The 16,938-nt window shown below is 53.8% G+C and carries 15 protein-coding genes; 13 read left to right on the top strand and 2 right to left on the bottom strand.

Going from position 1 to position 16,938, the window contains the following annotated elements; genetic code table 11:
* Positions 1-35: 35 nt before the first annotated feature.
* The 11 genes from cheY to JFC11_RS11370 all read left to right on the top strand — a co-directional run bounded on the left by cheY (position 36) and on the right by JFC11_RS11370 (position 12,251).
* Complete coding sequence (gene cheY, locus JFC11_RS11420) at positions 36-425, top strand: chemotaxis response regulator CheY (protein WP_009097747.1); 390 nt, start codon at positions 36-38, stop codon at positions 423-425.
* 42 nt (positions 426-467) lie between these two features.
* A complete protein-coding gene (gene cheZ, locus JFC11_RS11415; RefSeq protein ID WP_038480231.1) occupies positions 468-1,163 on the top strand; it encodes a protein phosphatase CheZ in 696 nt (231 codons plus the stop codon).
* A gap of 117 nt (positions 1,164-1,280) precedes the next feature.
* A complete protein-coding gene (gene flhB / locus JFC11_RS11410) occupies positions 1,281-2,447 on the top strand; it encodes a flagellar biosynthesis protein FlhB (protein ID WP_038480234.1) in 1,167 nt (388 codons plus the stop codon).
* Positions 2,444-4,528, top strand: a complete 2,085-nt coding sequence (gene flhA / locus JFC11_RS11405; RefSeq protein ID WP_038480238.1) for a flagellar biosynthesis protein FlhA — start codon at positions 2,444-2,446, stop codon at positions 4,526-4,528. The genes flhB and flhA overlap by 4 nt, the downstream gene beginning before the upstream one ends.
* 52 nt (positions 4,529-4,580) lie before the next feature.
* A complete protein-coding gene (gene flhF / locus JFC11_RS11400; RefSeq protein ID WP_198349561.1) occupies positions 4,581-6,791 on the top strand; it encodes a flagellar biosynthesis GTPase FlhF in 2,211 nt (736 codons plus the stop codon).
* Entirely contained in the window at positions 6,788-7,366 is a 579-nt protein-coding gene (locus JFC11_RS11395; RefSeq protein WP_038480244.1) for a hypothetical protein, read from the top strand. Before flhF ends, JFC11_RS11395 begins: the two co-directional genes overlap by 4 nt.
* A 134-nt stretch (positions 7,367-7,500) precedes the next feature.
* Positions 7,501-7,929, top strand: coding sequence for a flagellar protein FlhE (locus JFC11_RS11390; protein WP_232482871.1), 429 nt, complete (start codon positions 7,501-7,503; stop codon positions 7,927-7,929).
* Positions 7,930-7,955: 26 nt separating this feature from the next.
* The gene (locus tag JFC11_RS11385) at positions 7,956-8,657 is read left to right on the top strand and encodes an RNA polymerase sigma factor FliA (RefSeq protein WP_038480247.1); all 702 of its coding nucleotides are present in this window, start codon (positions 7,956-7,958) and stop codon (positions 8,655-8,657) included.
* A 39-nt stretch (positions 8,658-8,696) separates the two neighbouring features.
* Positions 8,697-9,512, top strand: a complete 816-nt coding sequence (locus JFC11_RS11380) for a motility protein A (protein ID WP_038480250.1) — start codon at positions 8,697-8,699, stop codon at positions 9,510-9,512.
* A 4-nt stretch (positions 9,513-9,516) separates the two neighbouring features.
* On the top strand, positions 9,517-10,188 hold the full coding sequence (locus JFC11_RS11375; protein ID WP_038480253.1) for an OmpA/MotB family protein: 672 nt from the start codon (positions 9,517-9,519) through the stop codon (positions 10,186-10,188).
* A 23-nt stretch (positions 10,189-10,211) separates the two neighbouring features.
* Positions 10,212-12,251, top strand: coding sequence for a sensor domain-containing diguanylate cyclase (locus tag JFC11_RS11370; RefSeq protein ID WP_198349560.1), 2,040 nt, complete (start codon positions 10,212-10,214; stop codon positions 12,249-12,251).
* Between the two features lie 9 nt (positions 12,252-12,260).
* On the opposite strand, the gene JFC11_RS11365 is transcribed toward JFC11_RS11370, so the two are convergent.
* Positions 12,261-12,818, bottom strand: coding sequence for a hypothetical protein (locus JFC11_RS11365; protein ID WP_038486463.1), 558 nt, complete (start codon positions 12,816-12,818; stop codon positions 12,261-12,263).
* Between the two features lie 208 nt (positions 12,819-13,026).
* On the opposite strand from JFC11_RS11365, the gene JFC11_RS11360 reads away from it, so the two are divergent.
* Together JFC11_RS11360 and JFC11_RS11355 are read left to right on the top strand one after the other, a co-directional pair.
* A complete protein-coding gene (locus JFC11_RS11360; protein ID WP_120385953.1) occupies positions 13,027-15,138 on the top strand; it encodes an adenosylcobalamin-dependent ribonucleoside-diphosphate reductase in 2,112 nt (703 codons plus the stop codon).
* Between the two features lie 59 nt (positions 15,139-15,197).
* Positions 15,198-15,992, top strand: coding sequence for a ribonucleoside-diphosphate reductase (locus JFC11_RS11355; protein ID WP_095604349.1), 795 nt, complete (start codon positions 15,198-15,200; stop codon positions 15,990-15,992).
* Between the two features lie 127 nt (positions 15,993-16,119).
* On the opposite strand, the gene JFC11_RS11350 is transcribed toward JFC11_RS11355, so the two are convergent.
* Entirely contained in the window at positions 16,120-16,860 is a 741-nt protein-coding gene (locus JFC11_RS11350; protein WP_038480266.1) for a Crp/Fnr family transcriptional regulator, read from the bottom strand.
* Positions 16,861-16,938: the final 78 nt, after the last annotated feature.

Genomic DNA, 16,938 nt, shown 5'->3' with positions numbered 1-16,938 from the left:
TTATTTTAGAAATAATTTGATTGAGAGGATGACCAATGGCCGATAAGAACATGAGTTTCCTGGTAGTGGACGACTTTCCCACCATGCGTCGGATCGTTCGCAGCTTGTTGAAAGAGCTAGGTTTTACCAATGTTGATGAAGCAGAAGATGGTCAGGACGCGCTGAATAAGCTGCGTGCGGGTAACTTCGAATTCGTTGTATCTGATTGGAATATGCCTAATCTGGACGGCTTAGAAATGCTTAAAGAGATCCGCCAGGATGAAGCACTGAAAGGGCTACCCGTATTGATGGTGACCGCGGAAGCCAAAAAAGAGAACATCATCGCGGCCGCCCAAGCGGGCGCTAACGGCTACGTCGTCAAGCCGTTTACAGCAGCCACACTCGAAGAAAAGCTAAACAAAATCTTCGATAAGATGGGTAAATGAAGCGGCTGTGCCTGAGTGCTCGGTTAACGAGGAGACAACACGATGAGTCAGCATGAGCAGGATAGCGCTACCCAGCTATCTGAGGAAGCCGCTGAAGACCTGATCTTTCGCATCGGCAAACTTACCCGTATGTTACGCGACAACATGCGAGAGCTGGGTCTGGACAAAGAGATCGAGAAAGCAGCGGAAGCAATTCCTGACGCGCGTGACCGGTTGCATTACGTCGCTACCATGACTGAGCAGGCAGCTGAGCGTGCATTAAACGCTATTGATCGCGCCCAGCCATTGCAAGACCAACTCTCTGACCGTGCTGAAGCGCTCGATAAGCGCTGGGCCGAGTGGTTTGAAGCGCCCCAAGAGTTGGATGATGCCAAAGCCTTGGTAAAAGAGACACGCACCTATCTAAGTGATGTGCCAACCATTGCTGCAGCGACAAATAAAGAACTGCTCGATATTATGATGGCCCAGGATTTTCAAGATCTTACCGGCCAGGTCATCAAGAAGATGATGGATGTCATCCGAGAAATTGAGCATCAGTTGGTGCAAGTGCTGATCGATAACGTGCCGGGTGCCCATGTCCGTGAGTCGATGCAGCGTAAGGCAGAAGACCAATGGAAAAATGACAACGCACGTCGTAATGAAGAGCTGTTGAATGGTCCTCAGGTGAAGGACAATGCGCCTGACATCGTTACTGGTCAGGATCAGGTCGACGACTTATTGGACGAATTAGGCTTTTAATGCGTTGTTATTAAGACATTGTGAAAGGCAGTATCTGGCACTATAGGCATTTGTTCAGCCGTCCCTCGGGGCGGCTGAATTTATGATAAGCCACGCAATATACCGCCGGATGGCCGCATGGCAGATAACGACAGCGATCAGGAAAAGACGGAAGAGGCCACACCCCGACGCTTAGACAAAGCCCGGGAAGAAGGCCAAGTACCCCGGTCTCGAGAACTGGCGACCTTTTTGCTGTTATTAGGCGGTGTGATCGGGCTGTGGAGCATGGGGCAAATGCTCTATGACCAGTTGGGCATGGTGATGGAGCAGGCCTTCTTATTCGAGCGCCGTCATGCCATGGAAAGTACCCCGATGCTGGTCAATGCGCTGGATCTGGGGCAGCGCACACTATTTGCAATGCTGCCGCTGTTCTTACTGTTGACGGTGATCGCCCTGGTCGCACCCGCATTACTAGGGGGATGGCTAGTCTCAGCAAAATCAATGCAGCCCAAACTGTCAAAGCTAAACCCAATAAAAGGGTTGCAGCGTATTTTTTCGTCGCAGGCATTGATTGAATTAACCAAAGCGATTGCCAAATCAATCCTGGTCGGTGGCATTGCAGCGGCGTTTCTGTACGCCAACCTTGGTAAGTTTATGGGGCTAATGAATCAGCCCATTCAACAAGCATTGGCAAGCGCATTGAATATGTCGGCGCTAGCCGCTGGTCTGATCGTTTTATCGCTAGTGGTGGTTATCTTAATTGATGTGCCTTTTCAGCTTTGGAGTAATGCGAAAAAGCTGCGTATGAGCAAGGAAGAGGTTAAGCGAGAGCATAAAGAGTCGGAAGGCGACCCCCACGTCAAGGGGCGTATTCGCCAGCAGCAGCAAGCAATGGCCAGAGGGCGGATGATGAGTAAAGTGCCTGACGCCGACGTCATTATCACCAACCCAACCCACTATGCGGTGGCCCTGGCGTACAAGGAAGGTAGCATGGGCGCCCCGCGGCTAGTAGCCAAAGGGGCCGATGCAGTGGCCGCACGTATCCGCGAAATAGGCCTGGAAGCCGGTGTGCCGCGATTGGAGGCCGCTCCCTTGGCGCGCGCCCTGTATCATCACGTGGATTTAGACGCTGAAGTGCCTGCGGAACTGTATACCGCAGTGGCTGAAGTGATGGCCTGGGCTTACCGCTTGAAGCAGGTCGCACAACAAGGAGGCGAGGTGCCCCCAACCCCAGACAATTTATCGGTCCCTCCCGAAATGGAACGTTCCAATCGAGATGCCGGTGGCAGTGAGGCGCAATCATGAAAGGCTTAACCCAATTGATCAATCAGCGCGATTGGATGGGCGATGTGCGCATGAAGCTGCTCGCAGGGCCGCTGCTGATTTTGATGATCTTGGGCATGATGATTCTGCCCTTGCCGCCCTTCGCGCTCGATTTGCTGTTCACGTTCAATATCGCACTGGCCATCATGGTGCTGCTGGTCAGCATGTTTGCGGAAAAGCCACTCGATTTTGCCGCTTTCCCCGCGGTGCTGTTGTTTACCACGCTATTACGGCTATCGCTTAATGTGGCCTCGACCCGTGTTGTACTGATGGAAGGCCACCAAGGCGGGGATGCGGCCGGTAAAGTCATCGAAGCGTTTGGTACCTTCCTGGTCGGCGGTAATTTTGCCGTTGGTCTGGTGGTCTTTTTGATCCTGGTGATCATCAACTTCATGGTTATTACCAAGGGGGCTGGGCGTATTGCCGAAGTGGGCGCTCGCTTTATGCTAGATGCCATGCCTGGCAAACAGATGGCGATTGATGCGGACCTGAACGCAGGCCTGATTGGTGAAGAGGACGCTAAAAAGCGGCGTGCTGAAGTCGCCCAGGAAGCAGATTTTTATGGCTCTATGGATGGTGCGAGCAAGTTTGTGCGTGGTGATGCCATGGCTGGCTTGGTCATCATGGTGGTCAATATCATCGGTGGGTTATTGATCGGTATGATGCAGCACGATATGGGTTTTGCTGATGCCGCTCGTACGTATACCTTGCTAACTATTGGCGATGGTCTTGTGGCCCAGATCCCTGCGCTGGTGATTTCAACCGCCGCCGGTGTCACTGTATCGCGCGTCAACACTGACCAGGATGTTGGTCAGCAAATGATCAGCCAGCTATTTATTAACCCTCAGGTCATGATCCTCTCTGCGATGGTGATGGGGCTGCTGGGCATGGTGCCTGGGATGCCAAACCTGGTATTTCTTATTTTTACAGCCCTACTGGCGGGCTTGGCGTGGTATTTGATTCGCCAAAAAGAGCAGGCGTTGGTAAAAGAGGAAATCTCAGCAGCGCCACTGCCCCAGCAAGAGTCACCGGAAGCCAGTTGGGAAGATGTGCAACTGGTTGATACGCTGGGGCTTGAGGTGGGGCATCGGCTTATTCCCCTAGTGGACTCCCGCCAGAAAGGGGAGCTGCTGGCTAGGATCAAAAGTGTGCGCAAGAAGTTTGCCCAAGAGGTGGGGTTCTTACCGCCCGTGGTGCATATACGCGATAACCTGGAACTGCCGCCGAATACCTACGTACTCTCTATGAAGGGGGCTGAAATTGGTCGTGCGGATGCACAGCCGGGCAAATGGCTGGCAATCGACCCAGGTCAGGTATCAGGCGAATTGCAGGGAACGCCCACCCAAGATCCGGCCTTTGGTTTGCCCGCCATCTGGATCGATGCCAATCAGCGTGAACACGCCCAGGTATACGGCTATACCGTGGTGGATGCCAGTACGGTCATTGCTACTCACTTAAACCACCTGCTGCATCGCCACTCGCCAGAAATGCTGGGGCGGCAAGAAGTGCAAAAGCTGCTCGATAAGCTGGGCGAGGATCAAAAGTCGCTAGTCGAAGAGGTGGTGCCGAAAGCCATTTCACTCACCGTGTTGCAACGTATTTTGCAGAATCTGCTCGATGAAGATGTCTCGATACGCGATATGCGCACGGTATTAGATACTCTGGCAGAACATGCTGGGCAGCAAAAAGATGCTAATGAACTGACCGCACTGGTGCGCATTGCCTTGGGTCGAGCGATTACCCAGCAGTGGTTTGCCGGCCAGGAAACGCTCAACGTGATGGGACTCGATGCCCAGTTAGAGCAAGTGCTTATGCAGGCCATGAATGGTAACGGTGCGATGGAGCCCGGGCTTGCTGATACGCTCATGACGCAGGCACAAGAGGCCCTGGAGCGCCATGAAGGTAGCGGTGAAGCACCGGTGCTGGTCGTACAACATTCGCTGCGTGCTGTTCTATCACGTTTCTTACGTCGGCGCGTGCGTCATTTGGTGGTGATGTCTCAAGCAGAAATACCGGATGACCGTACGTTACGAGTCACTACGGTAGTCGGAGGGCGAGGATGAGACTGACGCAGGACATCCGTTCCAAGCCATCAAGAAGAGGCGCAGGTAAAGCATGAGCGTGAGACGATTTGTTGGAGCAAACAGCCGCGATGTGATGCGCCAAGTGCGCGAAACATTAGGTGATGACGCTTTAATTGTCGCCAATCGCCGTACCGAGGGTGGGGTTGAAATATTGGCGATGGCGGATGAAGCGGTCGATCATTTTGAACCTTCCCCTACGTCGCCACCTCCACCTACCCCAGCTCCCCAAATCGCCTTTTCAGCGCAAGATTCAGATCCGCTGCAGGCAATGAGTGAACGCTTGCTGCGCGAGATGCAAGAGATGCGGGAGCTGCTGTCCCAGCGGCAGCCAACTGCCGATGCGCCCGTCTCTGCCACCACTGACGACCCTATCTTTCGTTTGCGCCAGCACCTGCTTAGCGTTGGTTTCAGCGAGGAGCTAAGCAACGAGGTGCTGGCGGCGCTGCCGACGTCATTGGCTCAGCCGGATGACGATAGCGCGCTTGCGATGGAGTGGCTTCGTGGGCAGCTAATGGCGCGGTTACCCGTACTGAAAGAAGAAACCGGCTTTTTCGATCAAGCAGGAATTGTCGCGCTGGTGGGGCCAACAGGGGTGGGGAAAACCACCACCACTGCGAAACTAGCAGCACGTTTCGTGATGCGCCACGGTACGCGCCCTGTGGCCCTTGTCACCACTGATAGCTTTCGTATTGGTGCCCACGAACAGCTACGAATTTATGCCCGCCTGCTTGATACCCCCATGTATGCCTTAGACGCCGAGCAACCGATTGATGAGCTGGTCGGACGATTGCAGGGTAAACAGTGGGTGATTATCGACACCGTCGGTATGAGTCAGCGTGACCAGCGTGTGATTGAGCAAATTGCCCATTTGCAGGGTGGGCAAGCGTCCGTCCGCTTAGTGCTGCTGTTGAATGCAGCTAGCCAGCCTGAAACATTGGAAGAGGTCGTGTTGCGCTATCGCCAAGCCGCACGGGCGGCTGGCGCTGAGTTAGATGATTGCATTATTACCAAGCAGGACGAAGCTGGCCGGTTAGCCCCCGTGCTAGATATTGTCATACGCCATGGCTTGCGGGTGTTATTTGGTTCGTACGGGCAACGTGTTCCAGAAGATATGGCGGTTGCGGACCCTGCTGCGCTGATCGATCAAGCGCTTAATACCCCATTGGGAAGAGTGCGTGAAGGGCGATCTTCGCCCTCCGCTTCGCAGCCTCACTCGGTGAGTCTGCCGCGCTGGTCGCGAGACGTGCTGGGGCAAGGGCGCCGCCTCAGCTCTGTGCTGACGCGGCTGCGTGAAAGGATTATTGGGTTTTCAGCGTTAGAGTCGGTATGGGATATCGCCTCTTTACCGGGCGTGGTGCAAGACAGACGCTTGGATGCACTACTGGCTAGCGAGCCCTGCGCGGATAAGGGGCTGGGCATGGCATGGTCTCCCCGCCGTAATGAGCGAGGCTGTGACTGGTCGATGCCCGATCTTGGGCTAGACGCCGATGGCGGTTGGCTAGCGCTAACCAGCCTACAGCACCGTCAGCCCGCAGGCTGGCAATCACGGCTGCTGCGCCAGGGCGAAACGCTGGGGGCCGCCGTACATCTGCTCCCCGTATTTCCCGACCCCGCCACGTTAGCGTGGCTAGAAGCCCAACACTTGACCTGGATCACGCTAGTAGCTGCCACTCAGCGGGTATACTGTCAGGGCGAGCGTTATGTCCTGCGCCAGCTGTTCACAGATAGCCCGCTCACAGATCACACTGATCTGCGTTTTCGTGGGCAAACAGTGCAGCTGTGGCATACCCATATTGCTGTAGAGGACGCCGCTGGTACACCGCTGTTGGCATGGGTTGGTGAAGTTCGCGATCCAGAAAATGGCAAACGCATCGCGCGCCGCTACTGGTTAACGCCTGCCCGATTAGGTGCAGATGTGCGTTCGCTTCTGGTTATCCAACTGCAAAGCGAAGGGGTGTCTAGCCTAACCAAACGCGCTTGGCAGCAGTTGAAAGATGCGGATGATGGCGAAGTAAGCACGGAGGTTCGCTTATTGATGGCCAGCGGTATCGCCGCAGCAGCGGGACACTTAGATATCGCCAATGATGACGCTGCGATAGCACTGCGTTCCGATTTGCTAAGGTTATTGGGCACCACGCGTAAGCGGCGCGACACGGCGATGCTAGATGCGCTTGTTCACGCGTTTATGGCCCGTGACGCCATTCGTCAACTCAGCAGCGTTAGCCGTGAGGGGCTGGTATGAGTGCCCAGGATCAGGCAGCGGGCCTGCGCAAGTGGGCAGATTTACAGCGCCAGCAGCGCCAAGCAGAGTCAGTTGAAAGTGACCCCACGGGAGACGAACTTACGGCTGAGTCACTGACCGCTATGACCGACTCTTTGACGGTGCCGCCAACTGCTGCCCAAACGCAAACCACTGCACCGCCCTCGGTGCCGCAAAAGCCGCTTATCGTGATCGGTATGCCTAACGGTGGCGATCAGCAGGTGGCAAGAGTAAAAGGGCGCCTAGCCCAATGGTCTGTGCTGGGGCGACGTTGGGCTGGCGACCCGGATGATTGGGATATTCACATCGTCAATGCGGATGCCGCTAATCTTGGCCAACTGAAAGAGCGCTTTCCGCGTTGGGCGCTATGGATTAATAGCGATGCCGATGCTTTCGCACAGATGTATCGCTCGCTTCGGCAAGTGCAGGAGAACGGTGGCCCTAGGCAGCTGTTAGCACTGCACGAGCCAAACTTGCCGCGCAGAGGTCTGCTCGATAACCTGCGCGAAGCAGCCAGCTATTACTTGGATATAGAGCTTTTACTGCTGGCGCGATGACGCTAGCCTGACGCCATGTGGCCGTGCTTTAACAGTGGCTATCAAGCGCCCCTATAAGGAATAACAATGTCTATTCTCGCTGGTTTCAAGAAGCGTTATTACAACACGATAGTTACGCACATAGTTTTAACATAATGGACTATTTTGAGATCGCTAGCTTCAAGGTTGATAACTTCAAAACCGTGTTGATGGTGGCGCTAAGCGCCATCACCATGAGTGTTTATGCCGCTACGGGCAGTTGGAGTAGTGAGGTGCCTAGCGTACTGGTCGCGATGAGTGACCGAGCTGTCAGCAGCCAGCCCATTCAACCACCGGCAGGGGCGCAGGTAGAGCATGCTGCGATAGAGCGTATTCATTGGCGTTTTCAAATGCCGGTTAATGCGCCGGTTAATGCGTGGCTATGCCACCCTGAGCAGTGTGTTCCTTTGACTGCTATGCGAGGTTCAACCACTGCGTTAGCCGGTAAACAGGTCAGTGGGCCGCTGTACTTTCGTTTTGCGTTGACGCCAGGCCAGCGCCCGGTACGGGTGCAGGAACTGCAAGTGATTGTGAATTACCAGTGAACAGAGTTCAGCCGTGAGGCACGAGGATGTATACAGCACAAGGCAGGATTAAACAGAGCGAGCTGTTAACCCAATACATGCCACTGGTAAGACGTCAGGCCTTAACGCTGCAGGTAAGACTACCCGCAAGTATTGAGTTGGATGATCTTATTCAAGCCGGCATGGTGGGCTTATTAGAGGCACTAGGGCGTTTTGATGCGACCCAGGGGGCAACGTTCGCCACGTTTGCAAGTCAGCGTATTCGGGGTGCCATGATGGATGAGCTGCGAACACGTGACTGGTTGCCGCGTAGTGTACGCCGCTCTGCCAGAGCTGTGGATGATGCGGTGCGTCGTCTTGAGCAGCAGTTAGGGCGCCCGCCGGAAGAGGGTGAAATCGCGCGTGACCTGGATATGCCGCTTAGTGAGTATCAGCAATTGCTCAACGATACGAACAGTGGCCAGTTGTTGCCCTTTGAAGAGCTGGTGGCCGAAGGGGCCGAGTCTGCGAAAGAGGAAGCCACTAACCTGCCCTTCGAACAGTTGTTAGATAAACAGCAGCGTCAGTCGTTAATTGATGCGATCGATGCCTTACCTGAACGTGAAAAACTACTGATGGCGTTGTATTACCAAGAAGAGCTGAACCTTAAAGAAGTCGGGGCGGTGCTGGGTGTGACTGAATCCCGTGTCTCCCAGCTTCACAGCCAAGCGATTAGCAGGCTTCGCGCTCGCTTATATGACACCACCTAACGCTACTATCAATCACGAATAACCGGCGAGGAGCCGTTGATGAACCCATCTACGCTGATCGGTATTTTTGCCAGCATGCTTTTGCTGGTAAGCGTGCTGTTTTTTACTGCAGAGTCGCCAGAAAGCTTTATCAACTTGCCGGGGCTAGCCATTGTGGTGACGGGCACCTTGGCGGCTACCTTTATTAGTTATCCGCTGAAAGAAGTGCTACGCGTGGTGCGGCTGGTGGGGTTGGTGTTTCGGCGTGAAAACACCTATGTGCGAGATGATATCAACGAACTGGTTTCCATGGCACGGCTGTGGTTTAAAGGCGATGTCAGGGCGGTTGAGAAGGAGCTAGAGCATACCCGTAACCCCTTTTTGCGCACCGGGATTCAACTGGTGATTGCTAACACGAAAGAGGACGAAATTTTCGATATGCTGCGCTGGCGAATCGCACGATTAAAGGCGCGGGAGCATGCTGAGGCGCAGATATTTCGTACCATGGCCACCTATGCGCCCGCGTTTGGCATGATTGGCACCTTGGTGGGGCTGGTCAATATGCTGGAAGTGATGGATGCAGGTGACCTTGACGTTATTGGCCCGCGCATGGCGGTGGCTCTGCTGACAACGTTCTACGGTATTCTGCTCGCCAACCTGGTGTTCAAACCGATTGCCGTCAAGCTAGAGCGGCGCACGGAAGAGCGACTTATCACCATGAACATGGTGCTGGAGGGCATTTCGCTAATTACTAAACGGCGGCTGCCTTCTTTTATTGAAGAAACGCTCAACTCCTTTGTGGCTAATTATCATGACGAGATCCGTGATGCCTCTGTAAAACCGCGGCCAACAGTTAGTTCTGCGGCAAAAGGATAGCGCTATGCTAGATCGTGATTCACGGCACGCACTGGAATTGCCCACTGTGTCAGGGGAGGGCGATGAAGGTTGGCTAACGAGCTATTTAGACGTATTAACGCTGTTAATCACGCTGTTTGTCTTACTGCTTGCATTGACCCCGCCGGGGGGAGGGGAAGCCTTTGATCGCGATAGAATGCGTTCTGCAAGTGCTATCACCTCGCTTCCGTTGGCCAGCTTAGCAACCGGTATTCATCCACGTCACAGCGGGCTAAAGCCGCGAATGACGGAGCTTAATATCCCAGGGGTTAGTGTCTCTCAAGGTGAAGAAGGTGTTACGCTGCGTATCGACGACAGCTTGCTTTTCCCTAGCGGTGACGCCGTACTAACGCCCCAGGGGCAAGATGTGTTAGAAAGCCTTCTGGCAGTGTTAGCATCCTTTGAGGGTCAAATTTCAGTAGAAGGGCATACGGATAATGTTCCCATTGCTACCTCTCGCTTCCCCTCAAATTGGGATCTCTCGGTAGGGCGCGCCATTGCGGTGGTCCGGCATCTTGAGCGCCAGGGAGTTGCTATTTCACGTATGCGGGCAGTCGGTTACGCCGATACCCAACCCATGGAAAGTAACGCAACACCGGAAGGTAGATCTGCCAACCGGCGCGTTGAACTGTTGCTAAGGCAGCAGACTGAGGGGTAAAGAGATTTCTTGAGGCCATCTCTGTGTTGAAGCATCACTCGCTACTACAGTCGTTCGGTGCATTACTGGTGCTCGATGCTGACTGCCGGCGCATACAGGCGTTTAGTAGCAACTTTGTTGAATTGCTGAGAATAAGCCTTCGTGAGGGGTGTCTCCCAACGCTCTCCAGCGTTCTAGGCAAGCGCTTAAGCCAGCGCGTACGCTACGAGCTACAAGGTCAGCAGCGTTTGCCGGGGCCGCTCACCTTTAAGTGTCCCGCTCGATCAAACCGTTTCCAGTTACATGCTTACCGTGCCGGTGCGCATGTGTTAGTTGAGATAGAGCCCCTTCATACCCTCGGTAAGCAGCGTCTACTTGGCACGGTGAACGAACGCCTGATGCGTTTAGCGGAAGCGACACATCAAGAAGAACTGCTTGATTATCTGGTGATAGCCGTTCAAGAATTAACCGGGCATGACCGGGTATCTGTATGCCATTTCGATAGTGATTGGCATGGGTTAATCGTGGCCGAGTCGTTAGCTAAGGGGCGCGTTCAGCCCGATACCGAGTTGCCGGTAGTTCGTTTACCTGCCTTGTTAGGGCAACGCTTTCCCGCCAAGGACTTCCCTATCGCACTACGGCGCGCCTATGAGCGCCATCCGGTGCGGCTGATCCAGGATGTCGCAGCACCCTGTGAGCACTTACTGCCGACGAGTGTGGCGGTAGATGTAAGTGATTGCTTCTTGCGCGCTCCGGCCCCTGAGCGGCAACAGTACTTACAACGACTTGGCGTACGCGGTGCACTAAGCGTGGCGATGCAGGGAGATACCGGCCTTTGGGGGCTGCTATTCTGCCACTCGGCAGCGGCTTACCCTGTAGCGCCGCCCGTACGAGATGCGGTACGTACCTTGGTGCAAATGGCTACGCAGCGGCTGTTACTGCTGAGAGCTCGCCAAGAAGCGCGCTATTTGCAGCGTGTACAAGATAGCCTGGTGCTTTCAAGCAATAATCGCTTAAAGCCTCAGGGGCCTTATCAGCTGTTTACGGAGCATGCCGAGACATGGAAGTCGCTCTTTCGTGCCAATGGCGTTGTGTTATGGGTGAAAGGCAGTATCTATCAATCAGGCAATACGCCCAAGCCAGAAACGATCAGCCAGTTGGTCACACGAATTGAAAAAGCCCATATCCATAGTGGGCCATGGTGTACCCAAGAGACAGCCAAAGAGCCGCTAACGTCCTCTTTAGACATGTTAGAGCAGAGTGGTGTGCTCGCCGTGCCGCTGCCTACTAACCCTGTTCAGCGCGGCTGGCTGATGTTTTTTCGCCCTGAACAAGTGGAGACGCTCTACTGGGCGATGCAGCCCTCTTCTGCATCACTACCGCCTATGATGATGTCGCCTTCTGACGCGTGGTGCGAGGAGGTCACAGGAAAAAGCGAAGCCTGGCAACGGGTTGAGCGGCTAGCCGCGATTGATCTGGGGGAAGATTTGACGCTGGCCATTTCGGCTTATGAGATCAGCACGCTCAATATGCACCTGGAGCGCGAGCGTAAAGCGCTGGCAGAAGCGAATCAACGGTTAGAACAGTTGGCACATTTTGACCCACTTACTCAGGTGTGGAACCGCTACCGCATCGAGCAGGCTATTGATGCAGAGCTGGTAGCAGCAAAACGCTATGGGGCGGCTTTCGCGCTGTTGTTATTTGACGTCGACTATTTTAAACAGATCAATGACACCCTCGGCCATAGCGTGGGCGATGATGTGCTGATTTCGCTAGCACGCATGGTGGAAAGCTCACTGCGGGGCTGTGATCATTTGGGGCGCTGGGGAGGGGAAGAGTTTGTGGTATTGGCGACCCACTCCAGTATGGAGGCCGCTGAAGGGCTTGCTGAACGCTTGCGTGGTTTAGTGGCAACGCTACAGGTGAAGGGCTTGGGCCAAGCGATAACGGTCAGCATTGGTGTCGCAGTATGGCAGCCCGATGATAGCTGCAAAACCATTATCGCCCGGGCCGATGCTGCGATGTACCGAGCTAAACGTAATGGGCGTAACCGCGTTGAAATCGCCGAAAAAAGCGTGCAGTGATACGCGGCATCATTGGTCGTCGGCGCGGCCGCATAAGCGCTGTATTCTCGCTATGGCGTCATCAGCACCATCAAGACTAAAGGTCATATACCAAGGCTCACTATCTTGTTGATCGAAACCGATAAACAGCTGTTCTCCCTGGCTCATTTGCGCCATTAATGTTTGCAGGTCGCTCAGGTAGAAGTGCGCATAAAACCCATCATCGCCTCGCTCGGTAATAAACTCGGCCATGGTATCGATGATCGGTGTGTCATCCACTCGGATCCTGGTAGGCACTAAGTTAACCGCGCGACTTTCGCCTTGTTGCTCAGCCAACGTGACCCGCATTTCCAGCCACGGTAAGTCGCAAACACCCTGAGTCGCGTTCAAACTCAAGGTGGCATCCGAATAGCTATGGGTTTCCACAGCACGAAAGTGTTGCTCACTGCCTAATGTTAGCGCCATTGACTGCCAATGATTGTGTGATTGCGCGGCATCAATATTGAACGTTGCTGCCATGCTAGGCAGCGCAGTGCTGGAAAGTATGGCGCTGAAGGTCGCTAACGCAAAAGGCTTTAAAGTAGGCATAAGGGTGGCATCGCACAAGAAAAACATTAGCCTATCGTTTGTTGACGATAAGCAAAAGGTAACGCGCTGATTTTTCTATATGTAGTAGTCTTTAACAAGAAAAATGCCGCATATAGTGTAAAGTCAAGTCTATACTTCATAACCGCAGAACGTATAATCGCACCGTTTTGAGCGCTAATTTCACCCCGTTGTGAAGGAGTTTCGCGACATGAGCACCGCAGCAAAGGCTATGAAGACTTCGAATGACGTCCCACTACAGGTTCCCTCAAAAGATATCTGGGATGCTAAATATCGGTTAAAAGATCGCCATAGCCAACCTGTTGACCAGGATGTGGGTGCTACCTTCGAGCGTGTCGCACGAGCGTTAGCGGCGGTTGAAGGTGACAATGCTAACGAATGGCTGCCAAAATTCCGCTGGGCGTTAGAAAACGGCGCTATTCCTGCCGGACGAATCCTTTCCAATGCGGGCGCTGAAGCCTACAAACCTGCGGTCAGCCTGATTAACTGCACAGTTTCGCGCACTATTCGTGATTCTATGCGCGATATTCTCGACTCCGTCGTTGATGCTGGCATGACGTTGAAGTCTGGCGCCGGTATTGGCTACGACTTTTCGACGCTGCGCCATAAGGGAGCGTTTGTGTTTGGCGCTGGTGCTGGCACTAACGGGCCGCTGGCGTTTATGGATATCTACGACAAGATGTGTTTCACCGTGGCATCCGCAGGTGGTCGCCGAGGTGCTCAGATGGGCACCTTCGACGTTGGTCATCCTGATGTTCGTGAGTTTATCCAAGCTAAGCGAGAAGCCGGTCGTCTGCGCCAGTTCAACCTGAGCCTGTTGATTACCGACGAATTTATGGAAGCAGTGAAGCACAACGCCGACTGGCCGCTGGCGTTTCCATTGCACCCTGGTGAAAAAGACGATGTAAAAGCGGGCGATTTGATTTATCGCGACTGGCCCGTCATTGAAGAAGGCTATACGGTCGATGATGAAGGCCGCGTGGCTTGCCGTGTCGTTGAAGTCATTAAAGCGCGCGAGCTGTGGGACACCATTATGTCCTCGACCTATGACTACGCTGAACCTGGGTTTATTCTGATTGATCAAGTCAATCGCATGAACAACAACTGGTTCTGCGAAGATATCCGGGCGACCAACCCGTGTGGTGAGCAGCCGCTGCCGCCAGAAGGTGCTTGTCTGCTGGGATCGGTCAACTTGACCAAGTTTGTGATTGAGCCGTTTAGCGACAAGCCACGCTTTGATTGGGAACGCTATCGCAAGGTGGTAGCGATCTTCACTCGCATGCTCGATAACGTAGTGGAAATTGCTGGCTTGCCACTGCCGCAGCAACAGCGTGAGATTGAAGCCAAGCGCCGCCACGGCATGGGCTTTTTGGGGCTTGGTTCAACGATGACCATGCTTAAAATTCCCTATGGCTCTCAAGCGTCGCTGGCCTTTACCGAAGAAGTTAGCCGCCACCTCGCGCTGGAAGGCTGGAAGCAAGCGCTAGAGCTGTCTAAAGAGAAAGGCATGGCGCCTGTGCTTGAGCAAGAGCATACGATTACACCGAAAATGATGCGTGAGCGCCCCCAACTCGCTGCCGATGGTTATGAAGTGGGTGATAAAGTACCAGGACGTATTCTACATGCCCGCTATAGCCAGTATATGGCGAAAGTGGCTGAGCTCGATCCTGAGTTGGTCACACAGTTGGCGGAACATGGTGCACGGTTCACCCACCATAGCTCTATTGCGCCCACTGGCACGATTTCGCTGTCGATGGGGAATAACGCCTCCAACGGCATTGAACCCTCATTCTCGCACCGTTATTTCCGCAATATCATTCAATCGGGTAAGAAAACCAAAGAGCAGGTTGAAGTTGTCTCGTTCGAGTTAGCCGCTTATCGTCACTTTATTGCCGCCGATGCGGTGGAAAGCGATTTACCCGACTACTTTATTACCGCAGACTCCGTGTCGCCTGAGCAGCATGTGGCCGTGCAGGCGGCCGCTCAGCAGTGGATCGACTCGGCAATCTCTAAAACGGTTAACGTGCCGACAGAGTTCCCGTTTGAGAAATTCCAGGATCTCTACCTACAGGCGTATGAGAGCCGCCTTAAAGGCTGCACTACATTCCGCTTCAACCCAGAAGCGTTTCAGGGCGTTCTGGTACGTGAAGATGATTTAAAAAACACCACCTACGTGTTTGAGCTGGAAAATGGCGAGACCTTAGAACTGGCCGGCGATGAAACGGTGGTCTACGACGGTGAAGAGCATAACGCCGCCAACCTGTTTGATGCCTTAAAAGAGGGCACCTACGGCAAATGGTAAGGGCGGGCTACGCCTTGCTACGAACATCGCCCGACACCCTTTGCTAAGTGGAGAACACCATGGCTGTAGAAATTACCTCAAAAATCGTTGGTTACCGTATCAAGCAGCAGGAGCAGGCAGCGCCTGCCCCTGAACTTCCGGAAGAAGACCCGCTGACGGTCAGGATTCCCTCGCGCCCAGAAGGAACGCTAGAAGCGGTATCCGAAAAGATCTCTTATGTGGGGGCGGAAGGTCGCAAAAAAGTCTATCTGCTGGTCTCTTTTATGCCCGTGGAAGGGGTGGTGGGTGGCCGACGTGTGGTCATTGAGCGCCCGGTTGAGTTCTTTTTCCCATCAGGACAGCTTTCCAGCGAGCACCAATGGATTACGGCGACGATGCGTAGCCTTTCCCTTGCTGCGCGCGGGGGATATGTCACCCAGGCAGTGGCTGACCTGCGTAAAGTGGCGTGGGATAAAGGGTTAGTGCGCTGTGGTATGAACCGTTGGAACAAGCCAATGTTCCACGATTCCGAAGTGGCGGCGATTGCCTGGTCGATCCAGCAGATTCTTTATCGGCGCGGGTTCTTGGACCAGGATGGTAACCAAGTACCGGTAGAAATGTTGGTAGAGCGTTATGCGCACCGCATGCAGCATGGCCATGCTTGGCAACCACCGGTCGACGAGCCAGAGACCAGCTCAGCGGTTAGCGCTGTGGAGCCGATTGGCGGTGCCGCTGAGCAAGAAAACGCCGTAAAAAAGCCTGAAGGCAGTGGCCCGGCAACCGTGGGTAACTGTCCTGAGTGTCGCGGTGAGCTTATTATGATGGATGGCTGCCCAACCTGCTATGCAGGCTGCGGCTGGTCTAAGTGCGGCTAAGCCAGACAAACCCACTAGAACGCTAACCAACAACGCCGCGTGGTCTAGAGAGCCACGCGGCGTTGCTTATTTTAAGGATAGAAAAGTTTAAAAACGAATAATCTGCCGTTGATTCAGGCGCTAGGGCTCAGGCGCTAACAAGTAGCGGCCTGACGTTATCGGTTAAATAACAGTCGTCGAATTCCCCCTCGGTAGCCAACGCCTTTAAATCGGGAATAGTGACGTTATGGCGGTCACGGAACACCAAGCCATCTTCACTCAATGCGCTAAAGGTTCGGCTCACATGAACCGGGCTCAAACCTAGAATGTCGGCTAACTGTTCTTGAGAAAGTGGCAAACGGAACTGTTCGCTGATGTCATGATTAGTCTGGCGTAAGCGTAGGTACATTTCATGGAGGAAGTGGGCCATTTTTTGCCTAGCACTACGCCGCGCTAAGTTGACCAGCCGTTCCGTTAGTAGCGCCTGATGGCGACTGCCAATGGCAAACATCACCGAGGTCAGCGTTAGTGACTGACGAAATAGCTCTAGCATGCGCTTATGGGGAAAATGGCAGACCACGCCGTCAGTAATCATGCGCACGTTTTCCAGCCGCCTGGAAAACGCAAACTCTCGCAAACCGATAATATCGCCAGGCAAAAATACTTCCAGAATTTGCCGATCGCCGTTTTCTAAATGTCGATAGGAGTAAGCCCAGCCACTGCGCAAGGTGCAAAACTCATTCGCGGGGGCGTCAATTTCCCACAGCAGTGACCCTGCTTTGATATCGGTAGGACTCTCTTCCAACTCGATTAATAGCGCTTTTTCTGCTTCAGTTAGTGAGCAGTAGTGACTGAAGTGGCTAATAATGCAGCTTTTATCCTGATCCACAGCTTCCTTCTCCTAAAAAGGTTAGCAACGATTAACAGGCCGCGTTGTTGATCAATATAAACGTTAATCAATATAAAC

This window comes from Vreelandella alkaliphila, assembly GCF_016107625.1.
In the GTDB taxonomy this organism is placed as follows: domain Bacteria; phylum Pseudomonadota; class Gammaproteobacteria; order Pseudomonadales; family Halomonadaceae; genus Vreelandella; species Vreelandella alkaliphila.
This window is presented reverse-complemented; position numbering and strand designations above follow the sequence as displayed.

What these genes read in the sequence shown, in the direction of transcription:
- cheY (WP_009097747.1), top strand. Translation starts at nt 36, where the DNA reads ATGGCCGATAAGAACATGAGTTTCCTGGTAGTGGACGACTTTCCCACC.
- cheZ (WP_038480231.1), top strand. Translation starts at nt 468, where the DNA reads ATGAGTCAGCATGAGCAGGATAGCGCTACCCAGCTATCTGAGGAAGCC.
- flhB (WP_038480234.1), top strand. Translation starts at nt 1,281, where the DNA reads ATGGCAGATAACGACAGCGATCAGGAAAAGACGGAAGAGGCCACACCC.
- flhA (WP_038480238.1), top strand. Translation starts at nt 2,444, where the DNA reads ATGAAAGGCTTAACCCAATTGATCAATCAGCGCGATTGGATGGGCGAT.
- flhF (WP_198349561.1), top strand. Translation starts at nt 4,581, where the DNA reads ATGAGCGTGAGACGATTTGTTGGAGCAAACAGCCGCGATGTGATGCGC.
- JFC11_RS11395 (WP_038480244.1), top strand. Translation starts at nt 6,788, where the DNA reads ATGAGTGCCCAGGATCAGGCAGCGGGCCTGCGCAAGTGGGCAGATTTA.
- JFC11_RS11390 (WP_232482871.1), top strand. Translation starts at nt 7,501, where the DNA reads ATGGACTATTTTGAGATCGCTAGCTTCAAGGTTGATAACTTCAAAACC.
- JFC11_RS11385 (WP_038480247.1), top strand. Translation starts at nt 7,956, where the DNA reads ATGTATACAGCACAAGGCAGGATTAAACAGAGCGAGCTGTTAACCCAA.
- JFC11_RS11380 (WP_038480250.1), top strand. Translation starts at nt 8,697, where the DNA reads ATGAACCCATCTACGCTGATCGGTATTTTTGCCAGCATGCTTTTGCTG.
- JFC11_RS11375 (WP_038480253.1), top strand. Translation starts at nt 9,517, where the DNA reads ATGCTAGATCGTGATTCACGGCACGCACTGGAATTGCCCACTGTGTCA.
- JFC11_RS11365 (WP_038486463.1), bottom strand. Translation starts at nt 12,818, where the DNA reads ATGCCTACTTTAAAGCCTTTTGCGTTAGCGACCTTCAGCGCCATACTT.
- JFC11_RS11360 (WP_120385953.1), top strand. Translation starts at nt 13,027, where the DNA reads ATGAGCACCGCAGCAAAGGCTATGAAGACTTCGAATGACGTCCCACTA.
- JFC11_RS11355 (WP_095604349.1), top strand. Translation starts at nt 15,198, where the DNA reads ATGGCTGTAGAAATTACCTCAAAAATCGTTGGTTACCGTATCAAGCAG.